Annotated in this window: 21 protein-coding genes and 2 tRNA genes; 16 read left to right on the forward strand and 7 right to left on the reverse strand. The window is 71.7% G+C overall.

Features of this window, described 5'->3' with window-relative positions:
- Positions 1-29: 29 nt before the first annotated feature.
- The 6 genes from rsmG to rpmH form a co-directional block, all read right to left on the reverse strand.
- On the reverse strand, positions 30-833 hold the full coding sequence (rsmG, locus tag ABWK59_RS17800; protein WP_354644996.1) for a 16S rRNA (guanine(527)-N(7))-methyltransferase RsmG: 804 nt from the start codon (positions 831-833) through the stop codon (positions 30-32).
- Between the two features lie 189 nt (positions 834-1022).
- Positions 1023-1559, reverse strand: a complete 537-nt coding sequence (locus tag ABWK59_RS17805) for a protein jag (protein WP_354641572.1) — start codon at positions 1557-1559, stop codon at positions 1023-1025.
- Positions 1560-1638: 79 nt separating this feature from the next.
- Entirely contained in the window at positions 1639-2799 is a 1161-nt protein-coding gene (gene yidC / locus ABWK59_RS17810; protein WP_354641573.1) for a membrane protein insertase YidC, read from the reverse strand.
- 3 nt (positions 2800-2802) lie between these two features.
- The gene (gene yidD / locus ABWK59_RS17815; RefSeq protein ID WP_354641574.1) at positions 2803-3117 is read right to left on the reverse strand and encodes a membrane protein insertion efficiency factor YidD; all 315 of its coding nucleotides are present in this window, start codon (positions 3115-3117) and stop codon (positions 2803-2805) included.
- Complete coding sequence (gene rnpA, locus ABWK59_RS17820; protein ID WP_354641575.1) at positions 3114-3542, reverse strand: ribonuclease P protein component; 429 nt, start codon at positions 3540-3542, stop codon at positions 3114-3116. Before rnpA ends, yidD begins: the two co-directional genes overlap by 4 nt.
- Positions 3543-3560: 18 nt before the next feature.
- Positions 3561-3698, reverse strand: coding sequence for a 50S ribosomal protein L34 (rpmH, locus tag ABWK59_RS17825; RefSeq protein WP_030059672.1), 138 nt, complete (start codon positions 3696-3698; stop codon positions 3561-3563).
- A 396-nt stretch (positions 3699-4094) separates the two neighbouring features.
- Between rpmH and dnaA the strand changes: the two genes are divergently transcribed.
- From dnaA to ABWK59_RS17895, 14 genes are all read left to right on the forward strand, one after another.
- Positions 4095-6023: a chromosomal replication initiator protein DnaA gene (dnaA, locus tag ABWK59_RS17830; protein WP_354641576.1), complete on the forward strand. Its 1929-nt coding sequence runs from the start codon at positions 4095-4097 to the stop codon at positions 6021-6023.
- A gap of 1078 nt (positions 6024-7101) precedes the next feature.
- Positions 7102-8232: a DNA polymerase III subunit beta gene (gene dnaN, locus ABWK59_RS17835; RefSeq protein WP_354641577.1), complete on the forward strand. Its 1131-nt coding sequence runs from the start codon at positions 7102-7104 to the stop codon at positions 8230-8232.
- Between the two features lie 190 nt (positions 8233-8422).
- On the forward strand, positions 8423-9298 hold the full coding sequence (gnd, locus tag ABWK59_RS17840; RefSeq protein WP_354641578.1) for a phosphogluconate dehydrogenase (NAD(+)-dependent, decarboxylating): 876 nt from the start codon (positions 8423-8425) through the stop codon (positions 9296-9298).
- 37 nt (positions 9299-9335) lie between these two features.
- A complete protein-coding gene (gene recF, locus ABWK59_RS17845; RefSeq protein ID WP_354641579.1) occupies positions 9336-10469 on the forward strand; it encodes a DNA replication/repair protein RecF in 1134 nt (377 codons plus the stop codon).
- A gap of 82 nt (positions 10470-10551) precedes the next feature.
- Complete coding sequence (locus ABWK59_RS17850; RefSeq protein ID WP_354641580.1) at positions 10552-11064, forward strand: DUF721 domain-containing protein; 513 nt, start codon at positions 10552-10554, stop codon at positions 11062-11064.
- A 237-nt stretch (positions 11065-11301) separates the two neighbouring features.
- Entirely contained in the window at positions 11302-13335 is a 2034-nt protein-coding gene (gyrB, locus tag ABWK59_RS17855; protein ID WP_354641581.1) for a DNA topoisomerase (ATP-hydrolyzing) subunit B, read from the forward strand.
- Positions 13336-13452: 117 nt separating this feature from the next.
- Positions 13453-15981, forward strand: coding sequence for a DNA gyrase subunit A (gyrA, locus tag ABWK59_RS17860; RefSeq protein ID WP_354644997.1), 2529 nt, complete (start codon positions 13453-13455; stop codon positions 15979-15981).
- 142 nt (positions 15982-16123) lie between these two features.
- Complete coding sequence (locus ABWK59_RS17865) at positions 16124-16855, forward strand: DUF3566 domain-containing protein (RefSeq protein ID WP_354641582.1); 732 nt, start codon at positions 16124-16126, stop codon at positions 16853-16855.
- 240 nt (positions 16856-17095) lie between these two features.
- On the forward strand, positions 17096-18478 hold the full coding sequence (locus ABWK59_RS17870; protein ID WP_354641583.1) for a cyclopropane-fatty-acyl-phospholipid synthase family protein: 1383 nt from the start codon (positions 17096-17098) through the stop codon (positions 18476-18478).
- A 16-nt stretch (positions 18479-18494) separates the two neighbouring features.
- Positions 18495-18568: transfer RNA gene (locus ABWK59_RS17875), tRNA-Ile, on the forward strand.
- 406 nt (positions 18569-18974) lie between these two features.
- On the forward strand, positions 18975-19739 hold the full coding sequence (locus tag ABWK59_RS17880) for a hypothetical protein (protein ID WP_354641584.1): 765 nt from the start codon (positions 18975-18977) through the stop codon (positions 19737-19739).
- A 113-nt stretch (positions 19740-19852) separates the two neighbouring features.
- Entirely contained in the window at positions 19853-20149 is a 297-nt protein-coding gene (locus tag ABWK59_RS17885) for a DUF6191 domain-containing protein (protein ID WP_354644998.1), read from the forward strand.
- Positions 20150-20397: 248 nt separating this feature from the next.
- Positions 20398-20526 carry a DLW-39 family protein gene (locus ABWK59_RS17890; RefSeq protein WP_014137031.1) on the forward strand — a complete coding sequence of 43 codons (129 nt, stop codon included), beginning with the start codon at positions 20398-20400 and terminating at the stop codon, positions 20524-20526.
- A 129-nt stretch (positions 20527-20655) separates the two neighbouring features.
- A tRNA-Ala gene (locus ABWK59_RS17895) sits at positions 20656-20728 on the forward strand.
- Between the two features lie 72 nt (positions 20729-20800).
- Here the strand turns inward: ABWK59_RS17895 and ABWK59_RS17900 are convergent.
- Entirely contained in the window at positions 20801-21655 is an 855-nt protein-coding gene (locus ABWK59_RS17900) for a DUF5324 family protein (RefSeq protein WP_354644999.1), read from the reverse strand.
- A 171-nt stretch (positions 21656-21826) separates the two neighbouring features.
- Here ABWK59_RS17900 and ABWK59_RS17905 point away from each other — a divergent pair, with 171 nt between their 5' ends.
- Together ABWK59_RS17905 and ABWK59_RS17910 are read left to right on the forward strand one after the other, a co-directional pair.
- Positions 21827-22351 (forward strand): peptidylprolyl isomerase, encoded by a 525-nt coding sequence (locus ABWK59_RS17905; protein WP_354641585.1) that lies wholly within the window; start codon positions 21827-21829, stop codon positions 22349-22351.
- A gap of 75 nt (positions 22352-22426) precedes the next feature.
- Positions 22427-23311 (forward strand): rhomboid family intramembrane serine protease, encoded by an 885-nt coding sequence (locus tag ABWK59_RS17910; RefSeq protein ID WP_354641586.1) that lies wholly within the window; start codon positions 22427-22429, stop codon positions 23309-23311.
- Positions 23312-23478: the final 167 nt, after the last annotated feature.

Here is a 23478-nt window from a genome sequence, read left to right on the forward strand (position 1 = left end):
CGCTCAGCTGCACACGTGCCGGAACCCGCTCAGCGGCGGCGCCGGGCCCCTCCGCGGCCGCCCTCGCGCTCCCGCCCGCTGCGGCCCGCCCGGGCCGCCTTGGCCCGCCGTGCCGCCGCCTTGACCCCGCCCGGGCTCTCGCCCGCCTCCACCCGGACCACCCGGGTGGAGGTCTCCAGCAGGCCCTCGCCCACCGAGGTCACCGACCACTTCACCGCGCCCAGCCGGGTCAGCGCCGACCGCGAGTCGGCCAGCTCCTGCTCGGCGGTGTCGCCCTTGAGCGCCAGCATCTGCCCGTACGGGCGGAGCAGCGGCATCCCCCAACCGGCCAGCCGGTCCAGCGGCGCCACGGCACGCGCGGTCACCACGTCCACCGCCAGCTTGCCGACCATCTCCTCGGCCCGGCCGCGCAGCACGGTGACGTTGTCCAGGCCGAGCTCGCGCACCACCTCCTCCAGGAAGGTGGTGCGGCGCAGCAGCGGCTCCAGCAGGGTCACCGACACGTCGGGGCGGGCCAGCGCCACCGGGATGCCGGGCAGGCCGGCACCGGAGCCGACGTCGCAGAGGGAGGCCTCCTTCGGCAGCAGTTCCGCCAGCACCGCGCAGTTCAGCACGTGCCGGTCCCACAGCCGGGGCACCTCGCGCGGGCCGATCAGTCCGCGCTGAACGGCGGCCGTCGCCAGCAGCTCGGTGTAGCGCTCGGCGATCGGCAGCCGGTCGCCGAAGATCTCCTGCGCCACGGCCGGGGCCGGGGCGAGCCCCTCCACCGGGGCGTCCTCCGCCGCGTCGACCGCCGCCTCGTCCGGCTCGGCGGCCGTGCCGTCCCTGTCCATCTCTGCCTCTCCGCTCACCGTCGAATCCACCGCACTACAAGCACTGTTTCACGTGAAACATCCAACCCGCACCGAGGCGGTCCGCCAGCCGAGACCGGGCAGCGGTCCCGACCCGAGGGGCTCGACCCGAAAGGGCTCGACCCCGCCCGCACGAGGCGGACGGGGTCGGCCGGCGTTCCGTCTGCGGCGTCAGGCCGGGAGCACGACGACGCAGCGCTGCGGCTCCTCGCCCTCCGACTCGCTGCGCAGCCCGGCGGCCGCCACCGCGTCGTGGACGACCTTGCGCTCGAAGGGGGTCATCGGCCGCAGCTTCACCCGCTCGCCGCTGGTCTTCACCTTCGCCGCGGCGTCGGCGCCGAGCGTGGCCAGCTCCGTCCGCTTGCGCGCCCGGAAGCCCGCGATGTCCAGCATCAGCCTGCTGCGCTCACCGGTCTCCCGGTGCACGGCCAGCCGGGTCAGCTCCTGCAGCGCCTCCAGCACCTCACCGTCCTGGCCGACCAGGCGCTGCAGCGCGCGGTCGGGGCCCTCACTGACGATGGAGACCAGGGCGCGGTCGCCCTCGACGTCCATGTCGATGTCGCCGTCCAGGTCCGCGATGTCGAGCAGACCCTCCAGGTAGTCGGCCGCGATGTCGCCCTCGTGCTCCAGCCGGGCGATGGTGCTCTCGGCGGCACCCGCGCCGGTCTCGGCCGCGGTGTCGACAGCCGAGGTGGTGCCTTCCGTCACTGATGGACTCCTTCGGAGATGGGCCCTGGGGGTCTGGGCCGGGATGGAGGCTGTGCGGCTGCGGTCGCAGCGTTGCCGGTCAGGACCTCTTCTTCGGCCGCTGGCCGCTCTGGCCGCCGCGGCGGGGCTGCTGGCGCTGGCCCGACTTGGCGGCCGGCTTGGCCGGGCCCTGCTTGCCGGCCGCGGCCGGCTCCGCCGCCCGGGTGTCCGCGGGCTCGGCGGAATCGGCGGCGTCCGTGGACCCGGTCGGCTTGGTCAGGCTCGTCGCGGCGGCCGTCCCTGCGGCGTGGCGCTGGGCCTTGCTCTGCTTACGGGGCTGCTGCCGGCGCACCTGCACGCTGTCCTCGACCGCGGCCTCGGCGGTGGCCGTCGAGCTGGCCCGACCGCCGCTGAGGAGGGCCATGACCCCGGCCTTCTTGACCGTGCCGTCCGGGTTCAGCCGGCCGGCCTTCTTCAGCCGCTCCTGGCGCTCGGCGAAGGCCTTGCTGCCCGGAGTCGGGTTGTTGCGGATGACGATCAGCTGCTGGCCCATCGACCAGACGTTGGTGGTCAGCCAGTAGACCAGGACACCGACCGGGAAGTTGATGCCCATCACGGCGAACATGATCGGGAAGACGTACATCAGCATCTTCTGCTGCTGCATGAACGGCGTCTTGACCGTGAGGTCCATGTTCTTGGTCATCAGCTGGCGCTGGGTGATGAACTGCGACAGCGACATCAGCACGATCATGACCGCGACGACGATCTTGACGCTGAGCTCGTCCGACCCGAGGAAGGTCGCGGAGAGCGGAGCGCCGAGGATGTGCGCCTGCTGGGCGCTGGAGAGCAGCGGGCCGTCGATGACGCCGATGGTCTTGCCGTCGGCGACCGAGGCCAGCACACCGTAGAGGGCGGTGAAGAACGGCGCCTGGACGAGAATCGGAAGGCAGCTGGAGAAGGGGTTGGTCCCCGCCTCCTTGTACAGCTTCATCATCTCTTCGGACTGGCGCTGCTTGTCGTTCTTGTAGCGCTCCTGGATGGCCTTCATCTTCGGCTGGATCGCCTGCATGGCCCGGGTCGCCTTGATCTGCTTCACGAAGAGCGGGATCAGGCAGATCCGGATGACGACCACCATGGAGACGATGGCCAGACCCCAAGCCCAGCCACCGTTCGGATCGAAGATGTGGCTGTACAGCGCGTGGAACTGGACGATGATCCAGGACACCGCGTCGTAGAGGGGATTCAGGAAGGAGAAGGTCACCGGTCAGGCTCCTTGGACATCGGGCTTCGCCACCGGCTCCGGCCCGGCGGTCCCACTCTTCGGGCTCAGCAGATCACGCAGCCGGCGGTGCCACACCGGGTGCTTGCGCGGCGGCACGTGGTCGACCCCACCGGGCGACCAGGGATTGCATCGCAGGATGCGCCAGGCGGTCAGGCCGCTGCCCTTGATGGCGCCGTGCCGGCGCACCGCCTCGTATCCGTAGTGCGAGCACGAGGGGTAGTAGCGGCAGACCGGGCCCAGCAGTGGACTGATCGTCCACTGGTAGAGCCTGATCAGCCCCATCAGCAGGTACTTCATCGCCCTGCTCCCGTCGGCGCACTGCCGGTCGGCTCCGTCCGGAGGAGGCGCCGCAGCGCCGCGTCCAGGTCGTGTTCGAGATCGAGGTACGAGGCCGCCGCGGCTCCGGGCAGCGCGCGTACCACTATCAGGCTACCTTCGGGCAGCCGGTCCAGACGCTCGCGGACCAGGTGACGTAGCCGACGCTTCACCAGGTTGCGGGTGACCGCCGGGCCCACGGCCTTGCTCACGACGAAACCCGCACGCGCCGAAGGGAGCCCCTCGGCGGCGTGCGGGCTGGAGTCGCGATGCGGATCGGTCCGCCCCGGCAGGCCGCCGTCTCTGTTGAGATGGACGACCAGCAGGGGCCGACCGGCCCGCCGACCGCGTTTCACCGCGGTCGAGAAGTCCTGGCGCCGCCGCAGCCGATTCTCGGAGGGCAGCACTGCAGACCCTGACTCGGATCAGGCGGACAGGGAGGCGCGGCCCTTGCCCCGGCGGGCGGCCAGGATGGCGCGGCCGGCGCGGGTACGCATCCGCAGGCGGAAACCGTGGGTCTTGGCGCGACGACGGTTGTTCGGCTGGAAGGTGCGCTTGCTCACTCGGGGGCTCCTGAGGTGAATCGTAGGGTGACGAGATGACGCTTGGCCGTCACCGTGCGTCCGCGCGATCTCCCCCATTACTTGGGAAATCCGGCCCCTGGTACCCAGATCTGCTGGGATGGGGGCAATCCACGGCGCCCGTGCTGCGCGCGTCATGGAAGCGGGCGGACCCGCGGACATGCGGCAGCGGCCATCGACAACTCGACCTGGTTACGGTACGCGGCGGCGGGGGCGAGGGTCAAACCAGGTGGCCAGCCGGTCGGCGGATCGCGGCTGCCCACAGCCTGTGGACAACAACTTGAATCAGCTCTGTCCGCTGACTACCGTTGCAGGACTTGTCTGGTTTGTTCTGTCCCTTGACACCCCCCTTACGGGGGAACGAGAAAGCGTGTACCAGTGGCTGATGTCAACAGCGATCTCGTTCCGGTCTGGGCGAGGATCGTCGAGCGACTGGTCAACGACACCAACGTCGGGGACAAGGACAAGACCTGGGTGCGCCGCACCCAGCCCATGTGGATGATGCACGACACCGCCCTGCTCGCGGCGCCGAACGAGTTCGCCAAGCAGGTGCTGGAGGGCCGGCTGCTCCCGCAGCTGACCGACGCGCTCTCCCGTGAGTTCGGCCGCCCGGTGCGGATCGCGGTGATGGTGGACGCCAACGCCGTCCCGCCCGCCGCCTCCCCGGCCGCCGAGCCGCAGCCCGTCGAGGACGAGTGGGAGCACTCCTCCCATCCCGCGCACCCCGCGCACTCCCCGCACGACGAGCCGCACCCGGCGCGGCCGGCCGATCCGCACGGCGCCCCGTCCTCCGGGTACCCGGGGCGCGGCGGCTGGCCGGCGCCCGAGGCCTACCCGCCCGCCCCGGACTACCAGCACGCGTACGAGCAGAACCCCTACGACCAGGGCTACCCCGCGCCGCGCTACGAGTCCCCCGGCTACCCGCAGCCCACCGGCGGCTACGGCGCCGAGGAGCCGGGCTGGTCGGCCGGGCGGCCCGAGCGGCCCGGCGGCTGGGAGAACCCGGCCGCCCCGCCGGATCGCCGTACCGATCCCTCCCCCCGGCGCACCAGCCGCACCCCCGCCGACTCCGGCCAGGGCGACCTGTTCGGCGGCGCCCTCGGCTCCCCCGAGGAGGACCGCCCGCGTCCGGCCGCCGGGCGCCGGGCGGCGGCGCGCCCCGGTCCCGCGGCCCAGCCGCAGGGACGGCCCGGTCCGGCCGACCGCACCCCGGCCCCGGGCGTACCCGCCCCGCCGGGAGCCCCTCCGGCCGGCGGCTCCCGCAAGGACGAGCCCGCGGCGCGGCTGAACCCCAAGTACCTCTTCGACACCTTCGTGATCGGCGCCAGCAACCGGTTCGCGCACGCCGCGGCGGTGGCGGTGGCCGAGGCCCCGGCGAAGGCGTACAACCCGCTCTTCGTCTACGGCGAGTCCGGGCTGGGCAAGACCCACCTGCTGCACGCCATCGGGCACTACTCGCGCAGCCTGTTCCCGGGCACCCGGGTGCGGTACGTGAGCTCCGAGGAGTTCACCAACGAGTTCATCAACTCGATCCGGGACGGCAAGGCGGACGCGTTCCGCAAGCGCTACCGGGACGTGGACATCCTGCTGGTCGACGACATCCAGTTCCTGGCGAGCAAGGAGTCGACCCAGGAGGAGTTCTTCCACACCTTCAACACCCTGCACAACGCCAACAAGCAGATCGTGCTCTCCTCGGACCGGCCGCCCAAGCAGCTGATCACCCTGGAGGACCGGCTGCGGAACCGCTTCGAGTGGGGTCTGATCACCGACGTCACCCCGCCCGAGCTGGAGACCCGGATCGCGATCCTGCGGAAGAAGGCGATCCAGGAGCAGCTGAACGCCCCGGCCGACGTGCTGGAGTTCATCGCCTCCCGGATCACCCGCAACATCCGCGAGCTGGAGGGCGCGCTGATCCGCGTCACGGCCTTCGCCAACCTCAACCGGGCGCCGGTCGACATGGAGCTGGCCGGCATCGTGCTGAAGGACCTCATCCCCGGCGGGGACGAGGACGCCGTCCCGGAGATCACCGCTCAGGTGATCATGCAGCAGACCGCCGCGTACTTCGGCCTCAGCGTGGACGACCTGTGCGGCTCCTCCCGCAGCCGGGTGCTGGCGACGGCGCGCCAGATCGCGATGTACCTCTGCCGCGAGCTCACCGACCTGTCGCTGCCGAAGATCGGCGCGCAGTTCGGCGGACGGGACCACACCACGGTGATGCACGCCGACCGCAAGATCCGCTCGCTGATGGCCGAGCGGCGCTCGCTGTACAACCAGGTCACCGAGCTCACCAACCGCATCAAGAGCTGACCGCGCGCCAACAGCGTTCCCACCGAGGGGAGTCGGGCCACCGCCCGGCTCCCCTCGGTCGTCTGTGGGCGGCCCGCGGAAGCGGTGTGGACGGCCCCGGCGGCGGGTGTGGACGGCCGGCCCGTGTGGACGGACCCCGGGCCCGCCGGGCGGCGCAGGCGGACGGAGCGTGCCGAAGGGTGTGGACGGCTGCGCGGCGGGGCAGGAATCCCGGCGAGCGGGGGGTTCTCGGGGGTTCTCACGGGGTTCACGGCGGCCGCCGGGCTGTTCTCAAGAGTGAAGCTCAGCCGAACATCTGACCAGCAATTCGAACAGGTTGGGGCGTCGGCGCGACAATCCACAGGATCGGGTGGTTTCTCCCCGTCCACAGGCCGTGGAGCTGTGAGTTATCCAGAATTACTCCACAGGGGCGACGGCGCTACGCTCTACCCCGCAGGTCAGGGGCCTGTGGACTTGTGCACAACGGTTTTCCACAGGCTGTGGACAGTTGGCGGCCCGTCAGGGGGCCGTTCGGGTTGTCCACCGCTTGTCCCCAGGCTTTCGGAGGTTATCCCCAGGTTCTCCACAGCTGTGTCCACAGTTCGACAACTCGGGCCGCCCGTTCATGCCCGGGTGTGAAAGCCGTCACGTGATGTTGCCCAGGGGCCCGTGGATAACCCGACCAAGATCTGGGGAAAGTGCTGGGGATAACCTGTGGATACTCAGCGTGCCCTGTGGGTAACGCTCAGCCATCCACAGCGACGCCTGGTTGTCCACACCCGGCGTCCACAGGAGCTGTGGATGAAATCTGGGCCCTGACCTGCGAAAACGAGGTTATCCACGGTATCCACAGGCCCTACTACTACTGCTACACATAGAGACCTGGAAGCTTGATCAACAGCGGGGCGGGCCGAAATCTGTGGACAACCGCTCCCCGACATCTGTTCGGCTTTGCTTCCGCCCATCTGCCCCGTCTGTCGGTGGAGTACGTCAGACTGTTCTCCGGCAACCGGATGCGGGGCGGCTCAGCCCCGGCGGTCCGGTGCCGGTCGACGATCAACAGCGCTGATGCGCAGCAGGACCCAGGAGGCGGTTACCGGTGAAGTTCCGGGTGGAGCGTGATGTCCTCGCGGAGGCGGTGGCCTGGGCTGCTCGCAGCCTCCCGGCGCGGCCGCCGGTGCCGGTGCTCGCCGGCCTGCTGCTGACGGCCCAGGAGGGCTCCCTGGCCCTCTCCGGCTTCGACTACGAGGTCTCGGCCCGGGTCGAGCTGGAGGCGGACGTCGAGGAGGCGGGCACCGTGCTGGTCTCCGGCCGCCTGCTCAACGACATCTCCCGCAACCTGCCCAACCGGCCGGTGGAGATCTCCACCGACGGCATGCGGGTCAGCGTGGTGTGCGGCAGCTCGCGGTTCACCCTGCCGACCCTGCCGGTGGACGAGTACCCGGCCCTGCCGGTGATGCCCACCGCGACCGGCACGGTCCCCGGCGACGTGTTCGCCTCGGCCGTCAGCCAGGCCGCCGTGGCCGCCGGGCGGGACGACACCCTGCCGGTGCTGACCGGTGTCCGGGTGGAGATCGACGGCGACCGGATCACCCTGGCCGCCACCGACCGGTACCGCTTCGCCGTCCGGGAGCTGCTGTGGAAGCCCGAGCAGCCGGACATCAACGCGGTCGCCCTGGTGCCCGCCAAGACCCTGCAGGACATCGCGAAGTCCCTGGGCAGCGGCGACAACGTCTCGATCGCGCTGTCCACCGGTGGCGCGGGCGAGGGCCTGATCGGCTTCGAGGGCGCAGGCCGGCGGACCACCACCCGCCTGCTGGAGGGTGAGTTCCCCAAGTTCCGGTCGATCTTCCCGACCGAGTTCAGCGCGGTCGCCGCGGTGCAGACCCAGCCGTTCCTGGAGGCGCTCAAGCGCGTCTCCCTGGTGGCCGAGCGCAACACCCCGGTCCGGCTCAACTTCGAGCAGGGCGTGCTGACCCTGGAGGCGGGCTCCGGCGACGACGCCCAGGCCTCCGAGCGGGTCGACGCGGACCTGGAGGGCGACGACATCTCGATCGCCTTCAACCCGGGGTACCTGGAGGAGGGCCTGAAGGCCATCGACTCCGCCTACGCCCAGCTGAGCTTCACCACGCCCACCAAGCCCGCCCTGCTCACCGGCAAGGCCGCGGTGGACGCGGAGTCCGACGAGGCGTACCAGTACCTGATCATGCCGGTCCGCCTCTCCGGCTGACGCCCGGCGCGGTCCCCCGGTGCTCCGGCACCGTCCACGGACCGCGCGGTGTGTCCACAGGCTGTGGACGATCCAGGCCTCCCCCGGTCAGACCTTGCCGGGGGAGGCCTGGCGCCGTCAGCGGCGTAGGCTCGGGTCAGCGCGGCAACGGCGCCGCCTTCAGGCACGCCACCACAGTGAAGGACTAGTCATGGAGCTCGGCCTCATCGGTCTCGGCAAGATGGGCGGCAACATGCGCGAGCGCATCCGCCGCGCCGGCCACACCGTCATCGGCTACGACCGCAACCCGGAACTCGCCGACGTGGACAGCCTCGAGGAGCTCGTCAGCAAGCTGCAGGGCCCGCGGGTGGTGTGGGTGATGGTGCCGGCCGGCGGTCCGACCCAGGAGACCGTGGAGCTCCTCGGCGAGCTGCTCTCCCCCGGCGACGTGGTGGTGGACGGCGGCAACTCCCGCTGGACGGACGACGTCAAGCACGCCGAGTTCCTGGCCGCCAAGGGCATCGGCTTCGTCGACTGCGGCGTCTCCGGCGGCGTCTGGGGCCTGGAGAACGGCTACGCGCTGATGTACGGCGGCGACGCCGAGCACGTGGCCCGGGTGCAGCCGGTCTTCGACGCCCTGAAGCCGGAGAGCGAGTTCGGCGCGGTGCACGCGGGCAAGGTCGGCGCCGGCCACTTCGCCAAGATGGTCCACAACGGCATCGAGTACGCGATGATGCAGGCCTTCGCCGAGGGCTGGGAGCTGCTGGAGGCGGCGCCCGAGGTCACCGACGTGCGCGAGGTCTTCCGCAGCTGGCAGGAGGGCACGGTCATCCGCTCCTGGCTGCTGGACCTGGCCGTCCGCGCCCTGGACGAGGACGAGCACCTGGCCAAGCTGCGCGGCTGGGCCGCCGACTCCGGCGAGGGCCGCTGGACGGTCGAGGCCGCCATCGACCACGCCGTCCCGCTGCCGGCGATCACCGCCTCGCTGTTCGCGCGCTTCGCCTCCCGCCAGGACGACTCGCCGCAGATGAAGATGATCGCCGCCCTGCGCAACCAGTTCGGCGGCCACGCGGTCGAGTCGAAGTAACCGGGTTATCCACAGAAGGCGAGCGCAGTCCACAGCCATGCACGTCGCGCACCTGTCGCTCGCCGATTTCCGCTCCTACGCCCGGGTCGAGGTTCCGCTCGACCCGGGCGTGACGGCGTTCGTGGGCCCGAACGGCCAGGGCAAGACCAACCTGGTCGAGGCCATCGGCTACGTCGCCACCCTGGGCAGCCACCGGGTCGCCACCGATGCTCCGCTGGTGCGCCTGGGCGCCGAGCGGGCGGTGGTCCGCAGCAGCATCGTCCAGGGCTCCCGGACCACCCTGGTGGAGCTGGAGATCACGCCCGGGAAGGCCAACCGGGCCCGGATCAACCGCTCGGACAACGTCCGCCCGCGTGACGTGCTGGGCCTGCTGCGGACGGTGCTGTTCGCCCCGGAGGACCTCGCCCTGGTCAAGGGCGACCCCGGTGAGCGGCGGAGGTTCCTGGACGAGCTGCTGACCGCCCGGGCGCCGCGGCTGGCCGGTGTCCGGCAGGACTACGAACGGGTGCTCAAGCAGCGCAACGCCCTGCTGAAGACCGCCGCGATGGCCCGCCGGGCGGGCGGCGGCAAGCGTGCCGACCTGTCCACCCTGGAGGTCTGGGACGGCCACCTGGCCCGCGCCGGCGCCGAGCTGACGGCCTTCCGGCTGCAGCTGGTGGGCGCCCTGCAGCCGCTGGTGGCGCAGGCGTACGAGCAGCTGGCGCCGGGTGGCGGGGAGACCGTGCTGGAGTACCGGTCCTCCTTCGAGGGCGCCCTGCCGACCAGCCGCGAGCAGGCCGAGGAGCAGCTGCTGGCGGCGCTGCAGGAGGTCCGCAAGCAGGAGATCGACCGCGGGGTGACCCTGGTCGGCCCGCACCGGGACGAGCTGGTGCTCCGGCTCGGCCCGCTGCCGGCCAAGGGGTACGCGAGCCACGGTGAGTCCTGGTCGTACGCGCTGGCGCTGCGGCTGGCCTCGTACGAGCTGCTGCGGGCGGACGGCGGCGAGCCGGTGCTGATCCTGGACGACGTGTTCGCCGAGCTGGACGCCCGCCGGCGGGACCGGCTGGCGGAGCTGGTGGCGCCCGGCGAGCAGGTGCTGGTGACCGCGGCGGTGGCGGAGGACGTGCCCAAGGCGCTTTCCGGTGCCCGCTACGGCGTCGCGGAGGGCTCGGTGGCCCGCCTGGACCCGTGAGCCGCGCGGGTTCCGTACCCTGGACAGCTCGCGCGTCGTTCCGGGGCGGCGAAAGTTGTCCACAGCCTGGGGAAGGAACGCCGTGAGCGAGGGCTCTGAGTCGTCGGGCGTGGATCTGGCGCGGGTGGCGCTGCGGGCGGCGAAGGAGCAGGCGCGCAAGCGGGGCGAGCAGGTCCGGGAGAAGCGGGAGGCCCGTCGGCACGGTCTCCGTTCGGGAGCGCGTTCGGACGGCCGGGATCCGGTGCCGCTGGGCGCAGCGCTGAATCGTTTGATCACCGAGCGGGGCTGGGAGGCGCCCGCCGCGGTGGGCGGGGTGATGGGCCGCTGGCCCCAGATCGTCGGCCCGGACATCGCCGCGCACTGCGTGCCCAAGCAGTACGTCGAGGCCGATGCGGTGCTCACCGTGCAGTGCGACTCCACCGCATGGGCCACACAACTCCGTCTGCTGGCACGGCAGTTGGTCGCCCGCCTCAACCACGAGCTGGGCCACGGCACGGTCCGCGTGATCAAGGTGCTGGGCCCGGACGCCCCGGTCCGCGGGTACGGCCGGCTGCGTGCGCCGGGCAGTCGCGGCCCCGGTGACACCTGGGGCTGACCGGAGGTCGGCGGAGGGTGTCCGTCCGGAATCGCTGGCGGCCGTCGTGAGGGCTCTGAGCCCCCTGGCCGAGTATGGGGAGATGTCCGGAGGGGATTCAGGGCGGCACATCTGCCCTCAGGGGCTGCCAAACGCCCCTCTCTGTCAGTCGTACCGGTAGACTTAGAGGCAAACACCGTTGCTTGCAGCAACCGAGTCGAAACGCCGTGGTCGCACGCCTGCCCGAACGGGGCGGGGATGCGGCCCGCGCTGTGCCAGAGAGGGCGCTTCGTGGCCGATTCCGGCAACCCCAGCCAGACCCCAGACCCCACCGACCAGTCCGGCAACAAGGCCTACGACGCCAGCGCGATCCAGGTGCTGGAGGGCCTCGACGCCGTCCGCAAGCGCCCGGGCATGTACATCGGCTCGACCGGTGAGCGTGGCCTGCACCACCTGGTGCAGGAGATCGTGGACAACTCCGTCGACGAGGCGATGGCGGGGCACGCCGACACCATCGATGTGACGATCCTGGCCGACGGCGGCGTCCGGGTGGTCGACAACGGCCGAGGCATCCCGGTGGGCATCATGCCCGGCCAGGACAAGCCGGCCGTCGAGGTCGTGCTCACCGTCCTGCACGCCGGCGGCAAGTTCGGCGGCGGCGGCTACGCCGTCTCCGGCGGTCTGCACGGCGTCGGCGTCTCCGTGGTGAACGCGCTGTCCACCCGCCTCGCGGTGGAGATCTGGACGGACGGCGCCCGCTGGACCCAGGAGTACAAGGCCGGCGCGCCGACCGCGCCGCTGGCCAAGCACGAGGCCACCGAGCGCACCGGCACCGCCGTCACCTTCTGGGCCGACGGCGACATCTTCGAGACCACGGTCTACTCGTTCGAGACGCTGTCCCGGCGCTTCCAGGAGATGGCCTTCCTCAACAAGGGCCTGACCATCGCGCTGACCGACGAGCGCCTGGAGCACCTGGACGAGGACGGCAAGCCCCTCTCGGTCACCTACAAGTACGACGGCGGCATCGCCGACTACGTCGCCCACCTCAACTCCCGCAAGGGCGAGCCGGTCCACCCCTCGGTGATCGCCTTCGAGTCCGAGGACCGCGAGAAGCGGATCTCGGTCGAGATCGCGATGCAGTGGAACGCGTCCTACACCGAGGGCGTGTACTCCTTCGCCAACACCATCCACACCCACGGCGGCGGTACCCACGAGGAGGGCTTCCGCGCCGCGCTGACCGGTCTGATGAACCGGTACGCCCGGGACAAGAAGCTGCTGCGCGAGAAGGACGACAACCTCTCCGGCGAGGACATCCGCGAGGGTCTGACCGCGATCATCTCGATCAAGCTCGGCGAGCCGCAGTTCGAGGGCCAGACCAAGGACAAGCTCGGCAACACCGAGGCCAAGACCTTCGTGCAGAAGGTCGTGAACGAGCACCTGGCCGACTGGCTCGACCGCAACCCCAACGAGGCCGCGGACATCGTCCGCAAGTCCATCCAGGCCGCCTCGGCCCGCGTCGCGGCCCGCAAGGCCCGCGACCTCACCCGCCGCAAGGGCCTGCTGGAGACCGCCTCGCTGCCGGGCAAGCTGTCGGACTGCCAGTCCAAGGACCCGGCCGAGTGCGAGATCTTCATCGTCGAGGGTGACTCGGCCGGCGGCTCGGCCAAGCAGGGCCGCGACCCGCGCACCCAGGCGATCCTCCCGATCCGCGGCAAGATCCTCAACGTCGAGAAGGCCCGGATCGACAAGGTCCTGCAGAACACCGAGGTCCAGGCGCTGATCTCGGCCTTCGGCTGCGGCATCCAGGAGGACTACGACGCCGAGAAGCTCCGCTATCACAAGATCGTCCTGATGGCGGACGCCGACGTCGACGGCCAGCACATCCGCACCCTTCTGCTGACCCTGCTGTTCCGCTTCATGCGGCCGCTGGTCGAGGCCGGGTACGTCTACCTGGCCATGCCCCCGCTGTACAAGATCAAGTGGGGCAAGGACGACTTCGAGTACGCCTACTCCGACCGCGAGCGCGACGCGGTGATCGCGGCCGGCGTGGAGGCCGGCCGACGGCTGCCGAAGGACGACGCCATCCAGCGCTTCAAGGGTCTCGGCGAGATGAACGCCGAGGAGCTCCGGATCACCACCATGGACCCGGCGCACCGCCTGCTGCTGCAGGTCACCCTGGAGGACGCGGCCCGCGCCGACGACCTGTTCTCGGTCCTCATGGGCGAGGACGTCGAGGCCCGCCGCTCCTTCATCCAGCGCAACGCCAAGGACGTCCGCTTCCTGGACGTGTGACCCCTCCGAGGGCCCGCACACCACCAGGCACGCGTGAAAGGAAACTGACCAGCAGTGGTCGACGACAACCGTCCGGACGGCGCCGAGCAGTCCGAGGACACCACCCCCCAGGGCACCCTGCGGATCGAGCCGATCGAGCTCGAGACCGAGATGCAGCGGTCCTACCTCGACTACGCGATGAGCGTCATCGTGTCGCGTGCGCTGCCGGAGGTCCGCGACGGCCTCAAGCCGGTGCACCGCCGCGTGCTCTACGCGATGTACGACGGCGGCTACCGGCCCGAGAAGGGCTACTACAAGTGCGCCCGCGTGGTCGGCGACGTGATGGGCAACTACCACCCGCACGGCGACACCTCGATCTACGACACCCTGGTGCGCCTCGCCCAGACGTGGTCGATGCGGATGCCGCTGGTGGACGGCAACGGCAACTTCGGTTCCCCGGGCAACGACCCGGCCGCGGCCATGCGGTACACCGAGTGCAAGATGATGCCGCTGGCCATGGAGATGATGCGGGACATCGACGAGGACACCGTCGATTTCGCCGCCAACTACGACGGCCGGCAGCAGGAGCCGACGGTCCTCCCGGCCCGCATCCCCAACCTGCTGATCAACGGTGCCACCGGCATCGCGGTCGGCATGGCCACCAACATCCCGCCGCACAACCTCCGCGAGGTCGCCTCCGGCGCGCTGTGGGCGCTGGAGCACCCGGACGCCTCCAACGAGGAGCTGCTGGAGGCCCTGATCGAGCGGATCAAGGGCCCCGACTTCCCGACCGGCGCGCTGATCGTCGGCCGCCGCGGCATCGAGGAGGCGTACCGCACCGGTCGCGGCTCCATCACCATGCGCGCGGTGGTCGAGGTGGAGGAGATCCAGGGCCGCCAGTGCCTGGTGATCACCGAGCTGCCGTACCAGGTCAACCCGGACAACCTGGCGCTGAAGATCGCCGACCTGGTGAAGGACGGCAAGATCGCCGGCATCGCCGACGTCCGCGACGAGTCCTCCTCCCGCACCGGCCAGCGCCTGGTGATCGTGCTCAAGCGCGACGCGGTGGCCAAGGTCGTGCTGAACAACCTGTACAAGCACACCGACCTGCAGACCAACTTCGGCGCCAACATGCTGGCCCTGGTCGACGGCGTGCCGCGCACCCTGTCGCTGGACGCCTTCATCCGGCACTGGGTGTCCCACCAGGTCGAGGTCATCGTCCGCCGGACGACCTTCCGCCTGCGCAAGGCCGAGGAGCGGGCGCACATCCTGCGCGCCCTGCTGAAGGCGCTGGACCAGATCGACGCGGTCATCGCGCTGATCCGTGCCTCGGAGAGCGCCGACGCCGCCCGCACCGGCCTGATGGGCCTGCTGGAGATCGACGAGATCCAGGCGAACGCGATCCTGGAGATGCAGCTCCGCCGGCTGGCCGCACTGGAGAGCGCCCGCATCCTCAGCGAGCACGACGAGCTCCAGGCGAAGATCAACGAGTACAACCAGATCCTCGCCTCGCCGCCCCGCCAGCGCGCGATCATCTCGGAGGAGCTCACCCAGATCGTCGATAAGTACGGCGACGAGCGGCGCTCCACCCTCATCCCCTCCGACGGCGACCTCTCGATCGAGGACCTCATCGCCGAGGAGGACATCGTCGTCACCATCACCCGCGGCGGCTACGTCAAGCGCACCCGCTCCGACCTCTACCGCTCGCAGAAGCGCGGCGGCAAGGGCGTCCGCGGCGCGCAGCTGAAGCAGGACGACATCGTCGACCACTTCTTCGTGACGACCACCCACAACTGGATCCTGTTCTTCACCAACAAGGGCCGGGTCTACCGCGCCAAGGGCTACGAGCTGCCCGACGCCGGCCGGGACGCCCGCGGCCAGCACGTGGCCAACCTGCTGGCCTTCCAGCCGGAGGAGCACATCGCCCAGGTGATGGCGGTGCGCACCTACGAGGACAAGCCGTACCTCGTGCTGGCCACCCGCAACGGCCTGGTGAAGAAGTCCCCGCTGAAGGACTACGACTCGCCCCGCTCCGGCGGCCTGATCGCGATCAACCTGCGGCAGGACGAGGAGGGCCGGGACGACGAGCTGATCGGCGCCGAGCTGGTCTCCGCCGAGGACGACCTGCTGCTGATCTCCAAGAAGGCGCAGTCGATCCGCTTCACCGCCACCGACGAGGCGCTCCGGCCGATGAGCCGGGCCACCTCCGGTGTGAAGGGCATGTCCTTCCGCGAGGGCGACGAGCTGCTGTCGATGAACGGGATCCGGCCGGGCACCTTCGTGTTCACGGCCACGGACGGCGGATACGCCAAGCGCACCTCGGTCGACGAGTACCGTGTCCAGGGTCGCGGCGGATTCGGCATCAAGGCGGCGAAGATCGTCGAGGGCCGCGGCTCCCTGGTCGGGGCGCTGGTGGTCGAGGAGACCGACGAGATCATGGCCATCACGCTGTCCGGCGGCGTGATCCGGACCCGGGTCTCCGAAGTTCGTGAAACCGGACGTGACACGATGGGCGTCCAACTGATCAACCTCGGAAAGCGCGACGCGGTGGTGGGCATGGCCCGCAACGCCGAGGCGGAGGACGAGGACAGCTCGGAGGAGGAGGCCCTGGAGGCCACCGCCACCGAGGGCGAGACGACGGCGGGTGAACCGGGCCCCGAGGCCTGACCGCGCGCTTCGCAGGCCGGTGCCGGCTCTCCTGACAGGAGCGGGCACCGGCCGCCGGCCGGCACCGGGGACGGTGGTCGGACGTTGGACCGAGCGATGACCGGGCCGTGACGGTGCCCGGCGGGAAGTGCGGGAGGACCAGGTGAGTGGAGCCACGGGTGCTGCGGGAGGTGGCCCGGGCGGTCTGCCGGGTGCCGCGCAGGGAGGCCCGACCTACGGCGGGGTGCCGCCGCGGCCGGCCGAGCACCCCGGCGCCGCGTCCACCTCGGTGATGCCCTCGGCTGCCGCCGGGCAGCCGGGCGCCGCCGCGGGTTTCGGCGGGCAGCCGTCCCAGCCCGCGCAGCCGCCGCAGGCCCCTCCGGCGCCGCAGGGCGCCCCGGGCGGCTTCTCGCAGCCGACCACCTACGGCGCGGGTCAGAACACTCCCGCCCGCGGCACCCGGGTCGGCCCCGGCAACCAGTCCCGCCGCCCGGGCACCGGCGCGGCCGGTGCGGCCACCGGCCGGGTCCGCAAGGCCCGGCTGCGGATCACCAAGGCCGACCCGTGGTCGGTCATGAAGGTGAGCTTCCTGCTCTCGCTGGCCGTGGGCGTCGTGATCATCGTGTCCTCCGCGGTGCTGTGGATGCTGCTGAGCGCGCTGGGCGTCTTCGACTCGCTGGGCGGCACCCTGAAGGACGTCACCAGCGCCGACAACGGCGGCGGCGCCAACCTGATGGACTACATCGGCTTCGGCCGGGTCATGATGTTCACCACCCTGATCGCGGTGGTGGACGTGGTCCTGATGACCGCGCTGGCCACGCTGTCCGCGTTCATCTACAACACCGCGGCCGGGTTCACCGGCGGCATCGAGCTGACCCTGGCCGAGGAGGACTGACCCTCCGTCAACCGGCCCCGAGGGCCCCGCGGACCGTTCCGGTCCGCGGGGCCCTCCGCCGTTCCCGACACCTGCCGCCGGGCCGTCCCGGGCCCCGGCCGGGCGCATTCGGGTGGTTGCCGTCCCCCTGCCGGGCGTGCCGGGCGGGCGTCGCGCCGCTGCCGTGGATTAGTGGATCCGCCGGTGGGGAAGCCTCTGCCGGTCGGGCAGGTAGACGGGACGGCTTGTCGGAGGTCCGTCATGGCTGAGGTCGCGAAGCAACTGGTCGGCGCCGCGGAGGAGCTGCTCGGCGAGTCGCTCCCGCTGCGCGTCCAGGCCTGGGACGGCTCGGTGGCCGGCCCGCCCGGCGCCCCCGGCGTGGTCCTGCGCAACCGCCGCGCGGTCCGCCGCCTGCTCTGGCGGCCCGGCGAGCTGGGCCTGGCCCGCGCGTACGTCTCCGGCGACCTGGCGATCGCCCCCGACAGCGATCTCTACGAGGTGCTCTCGGCCGTCGCCGCCTTCGCCGAGCGGCCCGCGATCCGCCGGATGCGCATCGGCCCCGCCGACGCGTTCGGCGAGAAGGGCCGCAACCTGCTCCGGGCGGCCCTCGGGGCGGGCGTGCTGGGCCTCCCGCCGGCTCCCCCGGCCCAGGAGGTCCACCGGGCCAAGGGCCGTCTCCACAGCCTCCTGCGCGACCGCGCTGCCATCAGCCACCACTACGACGTCGGCAACGCCTTCTACGGGCTCGTCCTGGGCCCGAGCATGGTCTACTCCTGCGCGTACTGGATGCCGGAGGCCAAGAGCCTGGAGGACGCCCAGGAGGCCAAGCTCGACCTGATCTGCCGCAAGCTGGGTCTGCGGCCGGGCCTGCGCCTGCTGGACGTGGGCTGCGGCTGGGGGTCGCTGGTCCTGCACGCCGCCCGCCACTACGGCGTCACCGCGGTCGGGGTGTCCATCTCCGGCGAGCAGGTCGCGCTGGCCCGGCAGCGGGTCGAGAAAGCCGGCCTGGCGGGGCGGATCGAGATCCGCCTGCAGGACTACCGGGAGATCCCGGACGACCCCTTCGACGCGATCTCCAGCGTCGGCATGGCCGAGCACGTCGGCTCCGCCCAGTACCTGACCTACGCCTCGGGCCTCCACCGCCTGCTCGCCTCCGGCGGCCGGCTGCTCAACCACCAGATCGCCCGCCGCCCCGACCGGCCCGGCGAGCGGTACGCGCCCAGCCCCTTCATCGACCGGTACGTCTTCCCCGACGGCGAGCTCTCGCCGGTGGGCACCACCGTCTCGGTGCTGGAGCAGGCCGGCTTCGAGGTGCGGGACGTGGAGTCGCTGCGCGAGCACTACGGGCTGACCCTGCGCGAGTGGGTCGCCAACCTGGAGGCCCACTGGCCCGAGGCGGTCCGGCTGGTCGGCCGCGGCCGGGCCCGGGTCTGGCGGCTGTACATGGCCGCCTCCGCCCTCGCCTTCGAGGAGAACCGGATCGGGATCAACCAGATCCTCGCCGTGCACCCCGGCCCGGACGGCGCCAGCGGCATGCCGGCCACCCGCGGACAGTGGCTCGGAGAGACCCTCCCGGCCCCTGAGCTGCGCCGCGCGGCGGGGGCCGCCGGCGCGGATTTGGGAGATCGGCCATCGGTCCGCTAATCTTTCAGTGCGGCAAGGGGCTATAGCTCAGACGGTTAGAGCGCTTCCCTGATAAGGAAGAGGCCACAGGTTCAAGTCCTGTTAGCCCCACCTGCCGGAAGGGCCCGGATGATTCGTCATCCGGGCCCTTCTGCATGCCAGTTGCGGAGACGGTCCGCGTCGATGGGTGGTCAGGGGCCGTCGATCCCCTCGCGGGGCCCCGCTCCCGGCACCCATGGTGTCGACCGTCACACGGGTGCGGGCCGGGTGGCGGCCGGGATCCGCGGACCCGCGTAACCCGGACAGCCGAACCGTCGTTGTACGGGATGCGCAGAGGCGACTTGGGATGAGCCGACTCGAAACCGCCGTGAAGCTGGGGATAGCCGGGCGTCAGTACCGGTCATGGGATCTGTGGACACGAACGCGGCCTCTGTTCCTGCTGGCGGAAGTCCAGTCCCGCACGCCCGGGGTGACAGGGCGGGTCCACGCCATCCCGCTCCCACCCGGAGGACCCTCCATGTCCCTGGACGCCGTGATCCTGGAATCCCCGACCTTCCGCCGCCGCCTCGGCGGGTGCACCGAGGCCCTCGACCGGGTCAAGCCGCCCGTCCTGCTCCCCGACGGCCTCCACATGACCGCCCGGATGGTCGCCGACTACTACGAGGTCGGGGTGGAGGAGGTCGCGGTGCTGGCCCGTCGCCACCGCGCCGAACTCACCGCCAGCGGGATGACCCCCTCGGTGCTCACCCTCTTCCCGCGCCGGGCCGTGCTGACCGTCGGGATGCTGCTGCGGGGCAGCGAGGTGGCGCGCCGGGTCCGGGACGACCTGCTGGAGGCCTTTCCGCTCGGGGACGGGCCGCTCGGTGACGGCCCGCTCGTCGGGGGCCTCCCGCCCGCCGTCGCGCCCCGCGGGCCGGCCGCCGAGTTCCGCGCCCGCCGCTGGAAGCGCTGGGACGCGCTGCGCTGGAGCGAGCACCGGACGGTCAGCGCCGACCCGGCCGCCGGAGTCGTCCGTCCCGCCGAGCCCGCCCCCGGCCCGTTCGCCGGGCGTTCCGAGCCCGGCCTGGGCCCCCGGCCGGCCTCCGGTGGCGACGGCGGGCTCCGCGGCCGGCTGGAGGAACGGCTCGCCGCCGTCGACCGGCGCCTCGACGCGCACGGACGCACGCTCGGCACCGTGGACGAGCGGGCCGGCCGCCACGGCGACGACCTCCGGGCGATCCGGCGGGAGCTGCTGCTCGTCCGGCGCGACCTGGCCCGGCTGCGGGCCCACCGCCGGCGGTAGCCGACCCGGGCCGCGGCGCGAGCCGTACGCCGGGCCGTGCGGGGGAGTCCCGCCCCTTGCGCGGTGGGGCCGGGGGAGCCCCGGAGGAGGCCGGTGTGGCGCTGTTCTGGGCGATGAGCATCCCGGGTCTGGTCTGCGCGCTGGTGGTGGTGGCGTTCGTCGACCAGCTCGCCCTGCGCGCCCGCCGGGCCCGGTGCGTCCCGTGGCGCGGCACCGGCCGCGAGGGTCAGGTCTCGGCGACCGGGTTCGAGCAGCTGCACGCCCAGTTCGCGGCCGGCAAGCAGCACGAACTCGACCAGCGCCGTTCGACCTCGATGCTGCGCGACGAGGAGGGCGAGGGCGCGCCGCCGCGCACCCGGGTCGATCTGGCCCGGGGGACCGCGGTGGTGCGGCTCCCGTCCGACGGGTGACCGCGCGAGTCGGCGCGAGTCGGCGCGCGGCAGGAGGTGCGGCGTCAATCCTGCGTTCGGATCGGCCGGTTGGACATGGTGGTGGCCGCTCTGGAACGGATTACCGGTGTGTATCATCGGCCGCAGGGCGGTCCGTAGCCTGACCGCCGTTTCGCGCTCGTACATCCCAAGGCCCGACGTGAGCGCCTCCCGCCCGGGGCGGCGTGCTGACGGGTCACCACTGCACGCAAGAAGGACGAGGTCCCGCGGTGAAGAAGCTCCTCCTGGTCGCCCTGGTCGCCCTCGGCGGCTTCTTTGTCTACCGTCAGGTCCAGGCCGACCGCGCCGAGCAGGACCTGTGGACCGAGGCCACCGACCCGGTCCCGGCCGGTCGCTGAGGCCACTGACGTCTCCGGACGGCCCTGGCCCGACGGCCGGGGCCGCTCTCCGCTGCCCGCGGGGGCGCCGGATTCCCGCTCAAGGTTTCCCGTCGGACCGGGTACGCTAGTGCTCGGTGCACGGCACTCGGGGCTTTAGCTCAGTTGGTAGAGCGCTGTCTTTGCATGGCAGATGTCAGGAGTTCGAATCTCCTAAGCTCCACAGCCATTCGGCCGCTGACCTCTTCGGAGGTCAGCGGCCGATCTGTTTCCGCCGGGGAGTTCCCCGGGCCCGTCAGTGCGGCTTGCGCGGGTCGTGCGGCTTGGGCCGGTCGTCCTGGGGCTGGTCGTCCTGGGGCCGGTGGCCGGGCGGCGGGCCGGGCTTGGGGTGCGGTTCCTCGGAGTCCGCGGAGGGCGGCTGCTCGGCGGCCGGCTGCTCGCCGGGGACCGAGCCGTTCATCGGGGCGTCGGCGGCCGTGCGCGAGCCGGTGGCCCCGGTGGAGGTGCCGTCGGCCGCCGGGCCGGACGGCGGCTCGACCAGCCACTCGGGGTTGCTCTGCTTGCGCCACCACTGCCAGGCCAGCACCCCGGTGCCGATGGCGAGGGTACCCGCGACCGCGAGGCCGGTGGCCCAGTGGTTGCGGTGCTCCTTCCTGGCGTTCTTGGCGGCCAGCTCGCTGATCTCGGCGGCCGTGACGTGGCCGTGCAGGGCGGTGAGCGCCGCGGCGCCCCGGGTCTGGGCCTCGGTGGCCAGCGGGGTGACGGTCGCGCGGGCCTGGTCCACGGCATCGGTGACCTTGGGGATCACCGTGCTCCGGGTCTGGCTGGCGGCCCTGGTGGCGGAGATCTTGGCCGCCAGCGCGGCCTCCTGGGCCCGGTGGACGGCCTTCAGGGTGGCTTGCTGGGTGCTCGGCGGCAGGCCGGCGAAGGCCTGCTCCAGGTGCGGGGCGACCCGGACGGCGAACTGCTGGCGCGCGGTCTGCGCGGCGTGGGAGGCGCCGCTCCTGGCCTGTGCACCGGCCTGGGCCGCGTACGGGCCGATGACCAGCTTCGCCTCGTCCGCGTAGTGCAGCGCGGTGTCCCTGGCGTTGGCGACGTACGGCGCGAGGGCCTCCTTCGTCCGTCCGGTTGTCTCACGCGCTGAGTCCATGCGGGTCACGGGTCTCTCCTCACTCGGTGGCGTAAGGCGTCCGGTATGCACATTTCCACCTGATTCGAGATCATGCATCCGGTTATGCCCTCCAGCATGCCGGGCTGAGCCGTTCGCGGGGGCCGTGGGATGATTCCCGGCGGTAATGACGTAGGGAGATAGGACGGCATCGTGGCCCAGGATCTGACCGCGACCCTGAAGACCAATCACGGCGACATCGTGATCAAGCTCTTCCCGAACCACGCCCCCAAGACGGTGGCGAACTTCGTGGAGCTGGCCGAGGGCACCCGCGAGTGGACCCACCCCGAGACCGGTGTGACCTCGAAGGCCCCGCTGTACGACGGCACGGTCTTCCACCGGGTCATCGGCGACTTCATGATCCAGGGCGGTGACCCGCTGGGCACCGGCCGCGGCGGCCCGGGCTACCGCTTCGCCGACGAGTTCCACCCGGACCTCGCCTTCACCCGCCCGTTCCTGCTGGCCATGGCCAACGCCGGCCCGGGCACCAACGGCTCGCAGTTCTTCATCACGGTCGCGCCGACCACCTGGCTGACCAACAAGCACACCATCTTCGGCGAGGTCGTGGACCCGGCCAGCCAGGCCGTGGTCGCGGCGATCTCCAAGCTCCCGACCCGCCCGGGCGACCGCCCGATCGAGGACGTGGTGATCGAGTCCGTGGAGATCGCCCGCGGCTGACCCGCCCCGAAGTAGCCTGGACGGTCCCGGCGGTGCACTGCGCCGCCGGGACCGGCCTGTGAGGGAGGCGGCGGCATGCATCCGGACGAGCCCGCGGTGCCGCGGGCGGAGGGCGGGGCCGCACTGCCCCCCTGCTACCGGCACCCCGACCGGGAGACCGGCGTCGCCTGCGTCCGCTGCGGGCGGCCGATCTGCCCGAACTGCATGGTGAGCGCCTCGGTGGGCTTCCAGTGCCCGGAGTGCGTCGAGGGCACCGCGCGGGCCGCCCGGAAGCCGACCACCCGGTTCGGGGGCGCGCTGACCACCGACGGCGCCCTGGTCACCCGGACCCTGATCGCCCTCAACCTGCTGGTCTTCGTGTTCACCGAGTTCGTCGACCCGGCGCTGAAGGTCCGGCTCGGGCTGGTCAGCCTGGTGCCCGTCCCCGGGCTGGAGCTTGGCCTGGCCGCCGGGCCCGGCGAGTGGTACCGGATGGTCACGGCCATGTTCGTGCACGGCGGGATCGCCCACATCGTGATGAACATGATCTCGCTCTGGGTGCTCGGCCCGCCGCTGGAGCGGGCGCTGGGTCGGGTGCGCTTCCTCGCGCTGTACCTGGTGTCCGGGCTGGCCGGGAACGCGCTGGCGTACCTGGTGTCGGGGGAGAGCCTCTACAGCCTGGGCGCCTCCGGGGCGATCTTCGGGCTGCTGGGCGCCACCGTGGTGCTGTTCCGGCAGAACCGGGTGCCGCTCGGGCCGGTGGTGGCCCTGCTGGTCTTCAACCTGGTGATCACCTTCGCGGTGCCGGCGATCGACTGGCGGGCGCACGTCGGCGGGCTGGTGGCCGGAGTCGTCACGGCGGCGGGCCTGATGTACGCCCCACGAGCGCATCGCTCGATCGTGCAGGGGTTGACGGTGGCGGGTGTCCTGGGGGTCACCGTCCTGGTGCTGGTGCTCCAGACCGCGCGGCTGTCGGTCTGAAGTTGTCCACAGTGCGCTCGCGGCTGTGCACAGTCGGTGTGGAAGGCCGGTTCCGGACGGCCGTTCTACGCGCGTCTTCCTGCATGGAAGGACATTCGAGCGGGAAAGCGCGAACGGTCGGCCGAATCGGGTTATCCACAGGCCGGGGTCACTTTTCCCCAGTGTGG

Source organism: Kitasatospora sp. HUAS MG31, from assembly GCF_040571325.1.
In the GTDB taxonomy this organism is placed as follows: Bacteria; Actinomycetota; Actinomycetes; order Streptomycetales; family Streptomycetaceae; genus Kitasatospora; species Kitasatospora camelliae.